Annotated in this window: 9 protein-coding genes; 8 read left to right on the forward strand and 1 reads right to left on the reverse strand. The window is 27.8% G+C overall.

Annotation, left to right across the window (positions count from 1 at the left end; all coding sequences use genetic code 11):
• Positions 1–263 precede the first annotated feature (263 nt).
• The 5 genes from ACREVU_RS12475 (at position 264) to ACREVU_RS12495 (ending at position 7570) form a co-directional block, all read left to right on the forward strand.
• Complete coding sequence (locus tag ACREVU_RS12475; protein WP_431551924.1) at positions 264–2000, forward strand: dynamin family protein; 1737 nt, start codon at positions 264–266, stop codon at positions 1998–2000.
• A gap of 25 nt (positions 2001–2025) precedes the next feature.
• Positions 2026–3723: a dynamin family protein gene (locus tag ACREVU_RS12480; RefSeq protein ID WP_431551925.1), complete on the forward strand. Its 1698-nt coding sequence runs from the start codon at positions 2026–2028 to the stop codon at positions 3721–3723.
• Positions 3724–3793: 70 nt separating this feature from the next.
• A complete protein-coding gene (locus ACREVU_RS12485) occupies positions 3794–5776 on the forward strand; it encodes a dynamin family protein (RefSeq protein ID WP_431551926.1) in 1983 nt (660 codons plus the stop codon).
• Positions 5777–5872: 96 nt separating this feature from the next.
• Positions 5873–6460, forward strand: coding sequence for a hypothetical protein (locus ACREVU_RS12490; protein ID WP_431551927.1), 588 nt, complete (start codon positions 5873–5875; stop codon positions 6458–6460).
• A gap of 975 nt (positions 6461–7435) precedes the next feature.
• On the forward strand, positions 7436–7570 hold the full coding sequence (locus ACREVU_RS12495; protein ID WP_431551979.1) for a LexA family protein: 135 nt from the start codon (positions 7436–7438) through the stop codon (positions 7568–7570).
• 759 nt (positions 7571–8329) lie between these two features.
• On the opposite strand, the gene ACREVU_RS12500 is transcribed toward ACREVU_RS12495, so the two are convergent.
• Positions 8330–8641, reverse strand: a complete 312-nt coding sequence (locus ACREVU_RS12500; RefSeq protein WP_431551928.1) for a phosphoribosyl-ATP pyrophosphohydrolase — start codon at positions 8639–8641, stop codon at positions 8330–8332.
• A 279-nt stretch (positions 8642–8920) separates the two neighbouring features.
• Between ACREVU_RS12500 and ACREVU_RS12505 the strand changes: the two genes are divergently transcribed.
• The 3 genes from ACREVU_RS12505 (at position 8921) to ACREVU_RS12515 (ending at position 12744) form a co-directional block, all read left to right on the forward strand.
• Positions 8921–11194 carry a DEAD/DEAH box helicase family protein gene (locus tag ACREVU_RS12505; protein ID WP_431551929.1) on the forward strand — a complete coding sequence of 758 codons (2274 nt, stop codon included), beginning with the start codon at positions 8921–8923 and terminating at the stop codon, positions 11192–11194.
• Between the two features lie 61 nt (positions 11195–11255).
• The gene (locus ACREVU_RS12510; RefSeq protein WP_431551930.1) at positions 11256–12326 is read left to right on the forward strand and encodes an NERD domain-containing protein; all 1071 of its coding nucleotides are present in this window, start codon (positions 11256–11258) and stop codon (positions 12324–12326) included.
• Between the two features lie 184 nt (positions 12327–12510).
• A complete protein-coding gene (locus ACREVU_RS12515; RefSeq protein WP_431551931.1) occupies positions 12511–12744 on the forward strand; it encodes a helix-turn-helix transcriptional regulator in 234 nt (77 codons plus the stop codon).
• Positions 12745–12868 lie beyond the last annotated feature (124 nt).

Consider the following 12868-nt stretch of genomic DNA (forward strand, 5'->3'; position numbering starts at 1 on the left):
AGATGAGGGAATATATGTTAATAAGAAGTTAAAAAAGCAAGAGTGATAGCACAATTTATGAGTAAATATTGAAGAGTATACTGTGATAGTTAGAAAATTACTAGAAATATGTTTAATTTACATGGTTAGACAAATTATTCATATGCTTTATAGTATTATTTATAAAATTTAATAATTATAGATAATGAAATGTCTATGGTTCAGAGAATAGAAAATTCGGTTATTAATGTGAATAAAATATTAACAAAGAGAGGAAGAAGAAAATGAATATTAGTAAATTACAATCAATGACAACTGAACTTGTTGAAAAATATGAACTACAACAAATAAAGAACCAATTAGACAATATTAAGCAAGAAAAGTCCGATGTAAAAATAGCTTTATTAGGTGAATTTTCCTCAGGTAAAACTACTTTAATAAATGCATTAATAGGAAAAAAAATATTACCTACTTTTAATGAACCAACAACTGCAGTTATAACAGAGATTGTCAGAAGTGAAGAAAATAAATGCTATGTATTATCTAATAATGAGTATGGTGAAGATGTAAAAAAAGAAATTTATTTTGGAGAAATAGCAGAGGAGGTAACGAAATCTGATCTTAACAAAAAACTTATATTAGAGCTAAAAGATGTTGAATTTTTAAATGAGGGGTTTATGCTTGTTGACACTCCAGGGGTTTCATCAATAGATGATATACATGAAGACGTTACTTATGGTTATCTGCCCTTAGTCGATGTTGCATTTATCTTAATGAATGTTCAATTTGGAGCAATTACAAAGTCATTATTACATTTTTTAAATCAACTTCCAAAAGATCAATTAACTAAAATATATTTTGTATTAAACTTCATTGATACAATGCCAGCATCAGAGATAGAAAGTTTAAAAAAATCATTTGAAGATGGGCTTTCAAGTATAACAGATTCTCCAAAGGTTGTTTTAATTTCAGCTAAACAAGCATTGGTAGGGAAAACTGAGAATAATGAAGAAGTATACAACAAAAGTGGAGTATTACAAATAGAAAAAATTATTAAGGACGATATATTGGAATATAAAAGAGAAATTGAAGAAAAAAAATTAGCAAATAAATTCAAAGAAGTTCTTGTCAATATTAAAGATATATTGAGATTTAAGATAAATAACTTAGATTGGAATAGTGACGAAGAGGATAAGTTAATTAAACAATGTCATCAGGATATTAATAAAATCAAGAGGGATATTGAAAAGATTGAAAGAGAATTTGATGGAATTAAAAATCAAGTTCTAAATAGTACTATTGAGTTTATAAATGGATCAGTTGAATCAATCTCGGTTAAGATTACAAAAGCGGATAAAGATAATGTGGAATTAAATATAGATTCAGAAATTCAGATCATAGTTGAGGGTGTAGAAGGCATAGTTAATAGTGGTTTGAGCAGAATAAAGAATATTAAAATAGATTCAATAAATAGAGATATTGGTAATATTATTTCTAACTCTGTGAATAAAGAAGTATCTAAAATAAAAGATGTAGTAGATATGATTACAGATATAGCTACTTTTATTGCTTCAGTATTTGTATTCCCTGGGCAAAGTGTGGCAATGGAGGTTGGAGAACTTTCAGCAGGAGCTGCTATGGTTGGATCACAAAAGGTGGCTAAAGCTGTAAAAGAAGTTGCTAAAACAAGTAAAGTTTTAGAAGGATTAAAGTTTATAGGATATATAATGAGAGAATGTAATCCACTAGAGAAAATTAAGCGTTATTCTCTTCCATATATTATTAATCCTAAATTAAGGTCGGTATTGAGAGTAAGAATTATAAATAGTTTAGAATGCATGTTTGATGAACTTCAAGATGCTATAAATGAAGAAATAGAGAATAATCATTTGAATATAATAAAGCAAAAGGAAGATATAGTGAGAAACAATATAGATACTAAGAAGAAGAAAATTGTTGATAATGATAATATAAAGATGGAAATTGAAGAGGATATTAATAACATAATAAAAGCGATCTAAAGTAGTGCTTACAGGAGTTGAAAATATGTCAATTACTTATTTAAATAAATTAGAAAGTATATATAAAATATATTCTGAATTTTTAAATTCTGAAACTGGGAGTTTACTAAAAGAAAATATTGGCCTATATAAGCATATTCAATATTTTAATGATGAGCTTTATAAAATAAAACAATCTATGAAAAAGATTAAAGAAAATGAAATACATCTTAATATCGGAATTTTTGGGTCTTTTAATGCTGGAAAAAGTTCCATAATAAACAGTATCATAGGCGATACTGTTTTAGTAGAGGATGTAAGCCCTTCAACTGCTTTAGTAACTATTTTAAAATACGGTAACAAAAAAAAAATAAGGCTATTTAATAATAATAAAAGTACTGAAGAAATTACTGAAGAAAAGTTTAAAATTATCGCAAATCATTCTGAAGACGCTGGAAATGAAGATTGTAATAAATCAAGAAATCAAGTAGACCATATAGAAATATGTTATCCTTCAGATATCTTAAGAAATATTACATTGATTGATACACCAGGGTTCTCATCTATATCTGAAGAGGATGACAAAATTACAAAAAAATGGATAGAAAAGGTAGATGTTTTATTATGGACTTTTGATATAAATAAAGGAGCAATACACAAAGATGAAATTGATATACTAAATGATATAAGTAAAAAAATAGGAAGCAAATGGATTATAGCTATACTAAACAAAGCGGATACAATACCTCCTACAGATATATATAAATTATATAATGGTTTTAATGAAGATTTTAAATTTCATTTTTCAGTGCCTTATTCAGCTAAAGCAATATTGAAAAATATTGTAAATCAAAAGGTAAATAAGGAAATTATGGATGACTTAGTTTTGAAACTTTTGGGGAATTTACAAAGTAAGGAAGAAAGAGAATTAAAAGTAAAAAAGAATAAAATAAGTTTCATTGTGAATGATGAATTAGTAGATGAAAGAAAATTTGAAAAAATACAAAATTATGAATACTTAAATTATAATTGTAAATTAAAAGAATATTTACTTAAGTTACACAAAGAAAAAAAAGTATTAAAAGGAATAAACGAAGAAGAATTAGAAAAAAAAATTGAAAAATCCTGGCATAAACAAAATAACATTGTTAATGATTTACATGATATTTTAATTTCATATAAAAGACAATTAACTGAAGAAGGAAGTGAAAGTATTGAGGTGATTGGTAGATTTGAGATTGATTTTACAAGTAATTTTAAAAGTTTATTCAAAGTAATTAAGGGTAATCTATATAGAAAAATATCTAATGCTTTTATTGCAAAGCAGAAAGTTGATAAAATCAATGGTATTTTAGATGATATATTATTAAAAGAATTTTATGTTGAAATTCATGACATTGTATATAAATTTATTGCAATGAATGAATTTAAATACGATTTTGAAGATGAATTAATAGAAATAAAGTTTTATCTAGAACAATTAATTATAATTTCATGTGATAACATAAAAGGTATTAGTCAATCAATAGATAGATTAAATTATAAAACGTTAGAAATATTAATTCCAGATGAAATATTTAAAAATATTTTATTTGAGTTTTATAAAAATGTTTTTTTAAAACTAAAGGATAAAACTGAAGTTAATATTAATGAAAAAATTCAAGAGGTTATAAAATTTATTTATGATATTGAAAAATATGAGGAAGAAATAGTATTAGATGAAGTTGCAGCCACCAAAAGATAATATATACAGAGTAAAAAAAATATGTATTTAAGAAAAGATTTTTCAGATATAACTGATATAGGGGGTAGAAATGAATAATTTATTACATGATTATGATAAACAAAAAACTATACTAGTTGAAGTTTATAATAAACTTAAAGAGACTGAATTTCTTCCGTGTAAAATAGATAATAAAGAAATAACAAAGGATGATATAGAAGTATTTAAACAAAATTTAATTAAAGAACATTTTATAATAAGCGTATGTGGACAAGTTAAAGCTGGGAAATCAACTCTTCTAAACTACTTACTATTTAATGGAGAAGAAGTTCTTCCTACAGACCCAACACCGTGTACTGCGAAGTTATCTAAAATATGTTATTCTCAAAAGGAAAAAGCAGAGGTTTATTTTTACACGGAAAAGGAATGGGAAAAATTAAAGAGTGAAAAAGTTTCAGAAAATGAAGAAGAAATAAACTATTATGAAAAATATTTAAAAGAGTTTGTAAATAAATCAGCAATGGAAGGTATATACGATAAAGAATTTATAAAAGAGGAAAGAATATGTGTTAAATTAGATAGCTTAGATGATATAAAGAAGTATATCTCAAAGGAGGGTTTATATACACCGTTTGTATCACAACTAGATATCTATACAGATAATGAATTTATTAAGAATGCTACTATTGTTGATACACCAGGTATAAATGATAGCAATGCGTTAAGATCAAAGACTACAGAAGATTGGATATCACAATCAAATGCGATTTTAATGTTAATGTATGCAGGGCAAGCTCTTACAAAAGTAGATTTAGACTTTATTGATAGTCATTTATCAACAGTGTCTTCAGATAAAATAATCTTTGCTCTTTCGAAAGTTGATGTGATAGAGGGTGGGATAGAGGGTGCAAAACAATTTGTAAAACAAAATCTAAAAAGCAATGAAAAGCTTAAGCAAAGAAAATTGTTAGAGAATAAAGATGTATATTGTATTTCAACAATGGCAGCAATAATAAACTGTAAAAACAAAAAAGACATTAAATTAACTGATAGAGAAGAGTTTTTTGAAAATAGGATGGATGAAGAATTAATCGAATCAGAGGGAAATCTTCCAGCACTTTACGAAGCTTTACAAGAACATATCATGAAAAACAAAGGTAATGCAATAATAAAAGGAGCTAAAAGTAAAATTAAAGCTGTGTGCGACGCAAAAATTAAGAATGTTGAGGTTGAATATGAGGTTTTAATTCAAAGTAAAGAGTTTTTATATAGCAGTTCAGAAGATAGAAAAAATAAAAAAGAGCAATTAGATGTTATATTAAATGAAAGTGAAAATATAAAATGTAAATATAATGGGGAACTGGATAAGCTTACAGGAGAGAAGCTTAATGAAATTGCTAAGAGTAAAAGTAAGTTAAAATCTAAAATTATGAAGGAGTATGATTCATGGAGTTGTGACTTTAAGGCTGCCGAGGTTATTAGTGGAGTATTATATAAAGTTAAGGAGTTATTGGATGAAAATATTGCAGATTTTTTAGGAGATATATTGAATAAAGAATTCGAAGTTCAAATTGATGATATAATAACATCTTTTGTTGGAGAATTTAAGAGAATCACAAAAAATGTTATTGCGTCTAAATTAGATTATATTTTCTATCCACCATTTGATATTAATAAAATAACTTCTGATATTAAAGAAAATATTAAAAAAGAATTATGTGAAGATAGTCTCAAGCAATTAAAGGAAAAAGCATTTTTCGTATTTACTAAAAATAATAAGACCAAACAGAATATTAAAAACAGAGTTGATGATACAATGGATGGATTGAATGATGTTCTATATAATTTGGTAAAAGATTATTTAGAAAGTATATCTAAAAATATTATTAATAAAATTCATGGGAATATGAATACCTTTATAAAGAAATTAGATGGAGAATTAGGTAATATTAATAATGAAGTAATGGATTATGATAACAAAGTGAAAAATGTTAATGATAGGATTCATCATAATGATAAGTTAAAGGAAAAACTACATAAAGAATTCGATGATATTAAGTTAATGATAAAGTAAAAACCTATAATATCTTTATAGGTTTAAATAGTAAATGGGAGAAGTGATTATTTGTATATATATAATTTTATAAATCTTCAAGAGGGAGCGTTTTTAATGACTAAAAATAATGGGGATAAACCCAAACTATTGATTGTTCTCGGAGTGATAGCTGTTGGAGCTATAGCATATTCTGCTTATAGAATAAAAAAATCAGCACTTAGTAATAAAGCACAAGGTAATACTCAAGACGTTAAATCAACCTCAAATACTCCTGAAAATAAGAAAGCAAAAGAGGATATTCAAAATTATTTAAAAAAAATCAAAGAAAGCTATAGAGATTATTATCTGTACAATCACTATAGTATTCTGTTTGATATACAAGATTTCAAAATAGATTACTCAAATGATGAAAATTTACATAAAACATATATGGAGATAGGGTTATTTGCGGATGGAAAAAAATCAGCAGAGGATTATATGAAAAATGTAATTGGTGATATATTTAAGAAATATGATGTTAATTCATATAGCATGGCGGATAGTGATTATAAGTCATTTTTAGAAAAGTATTATGAGGTTATCGGGAAAAATGAAGCTTTAGATATAATTGAACAAAAAACAGATAAAATCAATGAATTAAATAAAACTAAGCAGAAAAATAATGAGCTAATTAAAAAAATACTTGGAAAATATATAGCTTAATTTAAATATAGGTATGATGATTCTATCTAAAAGTTAATTTTTGAATTTTATATTATTTGGTACTTTTAAAAATATAACAGTAAATTCTAATAATAAATATTAATAATAATCTCTATATAAATGTATAATAAAAGGGGTGAAGATAGTAATGCCAATAAAATCAAAGAGAGAACTAACTTGTCAAAAGTGTGGAAAGGTATTTTATGTAGAATGTGGTGATAATATAACTGTCAAAGATTTGCAAAGACTAAGTAATAGACTTTGCTTGAAGTGTAAGATATTGAGCATATTTAAGAATGGGACAAACCGGGTCTAAATTACTTATAGTGTTTTGGATTTATGGAATTAAAGAAAATTTACTTGTAGCTCCAGTAAGAACAAAAATTGTACGAATAAAATTATGAGTATTTTATAAGTGGTATGAATATGGATGAAAAAGAGAGGGAATCCGCGTAATTCCACTGATGCTATTGAAGCAATGAAAGTATAAGGAAATGAAATTCTTTAACAACTGAGAATTTTTACTCAAATAGATGAATAATATGCTAGATTAGTGTTAAACGTCAAATTGTAACTAATTGAAAAGTCATTTTATTTCTATTATTAGTAAGTACCTTATATCGGATTATCCCTATAAAATCTCTTTATCAATAAGAAAAAAAGCATTTTATTAATATAATTTATTTTAGCCGTTAGGTTACTTTTATATAAAAAATGAGTAGATGTTACCATTAAAATTTACAGTAACAATAATCCTATACCTTATGTATTCATAGAGGTTAAAGCTCCCCATACGAGAATGAACCTGATCGGCTTACAATATGTGAAAGTGAAGACTCTTACGATGAAATGTATTTAATACCGCTTAAAATTTATTGCCAAATTGCAGCGGGACTACTTATATACATTAATTCTCAAACCTAAGGTAACTTTTATGTACCTACTGATTGGGTAGGAAATAGTGGTTAACACTTTATTTTAAAGGTTAAAGGGGACAGCAAGATTGGTGCAAATATTGATAATGGAGACTTAGTAGTACTCGAGGTTAGACAAACTGCTGAAAATAGGGAGATAGTTGCTGTGTCTAATGATGCGGAATCGGAACTTTAAAAAGATACATGAAAATGGGAGACCATATTGCTTATACCAGAAAATGAAAACTATGAGCCAATACAAATTAAATGTGAAGAGGCAAAGATTTTAGGGGTTGTAGTTGGGGTGGTAAAGAGGGAGAGTTGTATAGCTGCTCTTAAAAGTTGTAGGGGTTTTGTCATAAATTATAATATCATTGTTCATTATATCACCCACAAATAAAATGTCCCACCTGGTGCGCATTGTAAAGAGGCGTGGTGGGTTCTATTAATATTAGTATACTAAAAAAGTAAATAAAATACACCTTTATGTTTGTATATATTCATTCATATCTGTTCATGTAGTGAAATTAGCAGCTATATCTTACTATTATCAAATTTTCTTGCAATGTATATCTATTAGCACTTGTTTACTACCGTTTTTATTTCTACATATTTATAATTTATTTCTCTTAATGGACAGTGATATAGTTATGTGTTTCATGTCTATCAAAACAAAACTTAATTATGATACAATTGAAAACCCTTGAATTCATGGATTTTCGCTATTTTTAAGTGTAAATATAAAGTGGAAATTAATTAATACATTGCCGATGAGAATAAATATCATTAATTGAGTAAATATGAAATGAAATGTGAGTGGAGAAAGCAAGAAAAGAATTTAATATAAAACCAGGGGACAAAATCTCTCATACACCTGGGAGTACTGGGGGGGGGCACTTATATTTGCGAAGGTACTCCATGACGATGTACTAAGAAATGTTATGGGGGAGTTTGTCTATTCATAAACTTTTTCAAGAACTATGCCTTTTTCAAAGCCACCTCTTTCTTCTTTTTTAGAATTTCTCTTGGTAATTAAATTTTCCTCTGAATATCCAAGAGCACCAGCGAGACTAAATAAAACTTCCATAATATCAGCAAGTTCTCCTAAGTTTTTATCTTCTAGATATTCAGATACTTCCTCAGTTAATTTTGTTTCAAGAAGCGGTAGTAATTCTTTCTTCTTAGCATAATGTACATCAAAGCTCTTGCCAGTGGCTTTAATTATTTCAGGGATTTTGTCGCGGACTAATTTGTTGTAGATTTTCATTGTAGGGGACCTCCTTGCTTAATAGTTTGGGTTAATTATAGCATAGGACAATATTGGAATGAAATAAGCAGATTAATTAAGAATAGGTTAACTTAGTATAATGGATAGACATTTATTGTTTATCCATTATATACTTTTGTCGCCTAACGATGTTATAGAGCATTTTTAATTTGAAATATGACAATATTCCCCTTTTTTAGCAATGATAATGTGGTAGAGTGTAGTAAATTGTATTTTCAAAAATAAAATGTAGAATTTTAAAGTGAGGTGGATATGGTTGTGAATGTGAACTTGCCATTTGTAACAAAGGTAGCACCAAAAGATAGCTTTAAATTAGGAAGCATAGCAGAGGATTTGTTTATAGATATATTTGTGGAGGTTTTTGGACCAGAAAACACAAAGTATTTATCAATACAGCATCCCTTTGTTGATATATATGGAAATAGTAGATATATAGATTTTGCTCTTGAAAGTGAGGGACAGAAAATTGCCATAGAAATTGATGGAGAGACTTGGCATAATCCGTCCAAGGTATCCCAAGATAAATATTATGATGATTTGCTCAAACAAAATAGTCTTATATATGGAAATTGGAAAATTTATAGATGGGTATATAACCAGTTGCATACAAAGCCAGAGATGGTAAAGGATGAACTTCAAACTTTCCTTGGCGAATTACCTATGTTTAAAGAGTTAGAAGAATATCTTCCAAAACAAAAGGGTAAAGTTTTTGTACTTAAGGATCATCAAGTGGAGGCTATAGCGAGTCTTGAAAATATGAGGAAGAACAATGAAACTATAGCGCTTTTATATCATGCAACAGGTACAGGTAAAACAATAACAGCAGTAACAGATGCTAAGAAGTTAGGAAAGAGAACATTATTTATAGCACACACAAAGGAATTAGTGAATCAAGCTAAAGATGCATTTGAAGCGGCCTGGTCAGAAGCTTCTTGTGGTATATACATGGGAGAAGAAAAGGCTAAAGATACATTTATAGTTTGTGCTAGCATTCAAAGTTTAAGTGCTAATTTAGAGGAATTTAAACCAGAGGATTTTGGATACATTATAATAGATGAAGCTCATCATGGAACTGCGGATACATATAGAAAAATATTAGGATATTTTAGGCCTCAATTCACATTAGGGCTTTCTGCTACTCCAGAGAGAAGCGATGGCGAGAATATTTTAGAACTTTTCAAGAATGTAGCCCATAAGCTGGACCTAAAAACTGCAGTGGAAATAGGAGAGTTAGTACCTATTAGATGTATAAGAGTTAAAACAAATGTGGATTTATCTTCTGTTAGAATTGGTGGAATAAAATATAATTCTCAAGACTTAGAAAGTAAACTATTTGTACCAGAGAGAAATAATCTTTTGGTAGATACTTATATACAATATGTAAAAGATAAACAGACTGTAGTTTTCTGTGCTTCAGTGTTTCATGCAGAAGAAGTAGCCAAGCTGTTTAAGAAAGCAGGAGTGAGGGCAGAGGCAGTATCTGGAACTACAAAGTCAAAAGCTAGAGATAAAATATTGAAAAACTACGAGAATGGAGATATACAGGTATTATGTGCTTGTGATTTGTTAAATGAAGGTTGGGATAGTCCTAAGACGCAGGTTTTATTAATGGCAAGGCCTACTATGTCAAAGACAATCTATATGCAGCAGCTAGGACGTGGAACAAGAAAAGCAGAAGGCAAAGACTATTTAATGGTATTTGACTTTATTGATAATGCAAGCTTATTTAATATGCCCTTATCAGCTCACAGAATGTTTGATCTATCAAAATATGTACCAGGAAGTTATGTAGTAGCTTCAGGTAATGATAGAAAAATAGATGAAGACCTATTTAGAAAAGGAGAAAAACCAGTAGCCTTATTAGATTTTCCAGTGGAGGCTACAGACTATGAATTAGTAGATTTATTCAATTGGCAAAATGAAGTTAAAGACTTAATATCTCAAATAGAATTTGTAAGAATGGTAGATGTACAGTCTGAAACCTTAGGAAAATACATAAAAGAAGGTAAGATAATACCAGATCTGGAAGTACCAATGGGGACTCGTAGCTTTAAATATTTTAAAGAAGAAAATATAAAAAAATATGCAAAAGAATTTGGTTGGGAAATTATAAATGCAGCTAACATGAAAGATAAATTCATGGAAATGGTTAAAACAATGGATATGTCCTATTCTTATAAACCAGTACTTCTAAAAGCAATGCTTGAGGAAGCGGATGAAAAGGGAAAGGTATTAATAGAAGATATTGTAGATTGTTTCATAGATTTTTATGAGGACAGGAAAAAGCGAGGGCTTGTGGCTGAGAAGAAAAAATGTATTTATAATAATGTTGTAATTGATAGAAAAGATGTGAAAAGAAATATATTATCTAATCCTTTTAAGAGATTTGAGGATATGAGGTTTATGAGGAAATGTCGAGATATTGAGTTTGTGGAGTTTAATAGTAATGTGTGGAAGAAGATTAGTGGGGAGGATAAGGTGTGGATTCGGGAATGGTGTGAGGAGAAGATTAAGGAGTATTATGGGGAATAATACAGCTACATTATAAAGGTACTAAAATTGATTTATATAAACATCTTGAGGGGGAACACAAATGTCATTATTAGAAAAAGCGGTATTGGGTTTGATAAATGCAAAGAGAACAGTTAAAAGTCCTATCTTCGTAAAAGAATTTGAAAAGGAAAATCAACAACTTAAAGATCTGATAGAGATTTCAAGTAAAGTTAGTTCAGATAAAAAGAAACTTATAGACCGGGATATTGCTTTTTTAAAACAAGGTTTGGATGGAGAACAAAATGTTTATTATGAGCTGAAAAATTCGTTTATACCAATGCTATGCCTTCATGATATTAGAATCGAATATAATGATTATGTAGCTCAATTTGATTTTATTATCATTCATTATAAATTCATAATGGTGTTAGAAGCTAAAAAGCTCAATGGAGATATTGAAATTACAGCTGGTGGTGATTTTATAAGAAGCCTAAAAAGTAATTCGGGAAAGGTATATAAGAAAGAAGGAATGTATAGTCCCATATCTCAAAATGAGCGGCATGTTAATATACTTAGAGAAATTTTATTAAAAGAAGGTATTATTAAAACTTTGCCAATAAAATCTGCTGTTATACTTGCTAATCCAAAAACAATTGTGAATAAAAACAAGGCCCCAAAGAGAATTCAAAATAATATATATAAATATGATCAAATAACAAATCTATTAAAACAAGAAATAAATGATGATAAGAATAGCAAAAATATACTTGAAAAATATATGTATGAGATATCAGATTTTCTTGTTGAAAATAATAAGCCTATAATAATGAATAATATGGCTAAGTACTCATTAACAGAAGAAGATCTAATAAAAGAAAAACAAGAGAAACATACTGAAGAAATTATAAATAAAGTTGAAAAAATCAGTAATGATGAGATTCCTAAGAATGATGATACAGAGATTTATAAATTACTCAAAGAATATAGACTTAACGCTTCTAAGGTAGAAGGTATAAAGGCATACCTTGTATTTAATAATGCTGAATTAGATTTATTAATTCGGAGTAAACCAAAAACAAAAGATGAGCTTCAACAAGTTAAAGGGTTTGGACCTAAAAAAGTTGAGAAGTACGGGGATGGGATATTGGAGATTATAAATAGAGGTAAATAATAATTTGAAATTTAAAAGGACTGTCATTTTTAATGTAAGTTTAGGCATGGGATGATATTAGAGTGAAAATATATTAACACGGAAATTAAACACGAAATTAATTATAATTCTTAAGATATATGTTTTGAAAATGATCGAAATTACAAAAAATACTAAGAGGAAAACTGAAGAGGGGGATGTTAGAATGTCAGTAAAAAAAACAAAAGTTAAAAATAACTTAAAACAGATTCTAAGCGAAAGAGGAATTATGCAAATTGAAATAATAAACGATATAGAAATATCAGGTATAAATATAAGCAAATCAACTATGTCAAATATATGTAATAATAGATATGATACGTCTATGGAGCTTGGTTTTAAAATAGCTAGAATATTAAATTTGGGATTTGAAGACATATTTTTCCTTGATGAAGAATAACAAGTGTATATTATATTCTAGATTTATTATTATCTATATTTAAGTTCATTACCTACAAGGTAAATTTTTATCTTTGGTGAATGGTACCATGTAAATATGATTATAAAAAAAAGGTGAACACGAA

This window comes from Clostridium sp. (assembly GCF_050717535.1).
Lineage (GTDB): Bacteria > Bacillota > Clostridia > Clostridiales > Clostridiaceae > Clostridium_AD.

What these genes read in the sequence shown, in the direction of transcription:
- ACREVU_RS12490 (WP_431551927.1), top strand. Translation starts at nt 5,873, where the DNA reads ATGACTAAAAATAATGGGGATAAACCCAAACTATTGATTGTTCTCGGA.
- ACREVU_RS12485 (WP_431551926.1), top strand. Translation starts at nt 3,794, where the DNA reads ATGAATAATTTATTACATGATTATGATAAACAAAAAACTATACTAGTT.
- ACREVU_RS12515 (WP_431551931.1), top strand. Translation starts at nt 12,511, where the DNA reads ATGTCAGTAAAAAAAACAAAAGTTAAAAATAACTTAAAACAGATTCTA.
- ACREVU_RS12480 (WP_431551925.1), top strand. Translation starts at nt 2,026, where the DNA reads ATGTCAATTACTTATTTAAATAAATTAGAAAGTATATATAAAATATAT.
- ACREVU_RS12475 (WP_431551924.1), top strand. Translation starts at nt 264, where the DNA reads ATGAATATTAGTAAATTACAATCAATGACAACTGAACTTGTTGAAAAA.
- ACREVU_RS12500 (WP_431551928.1), bottom strand. Translation starts at nt 8,641, where the DNA reads ATGAAAATCTACAACAAATTAGTCCGCGACAAAATCCCTGAAATAATT.
- ACREVU_RS12510 (WP_431551930.1), top strand. Translation starts at nt 11,256, where the DNA reads ATGTCATTATTAGAAAAAGCGGTATTGGGTTTGATAAATGCAAAGAGA.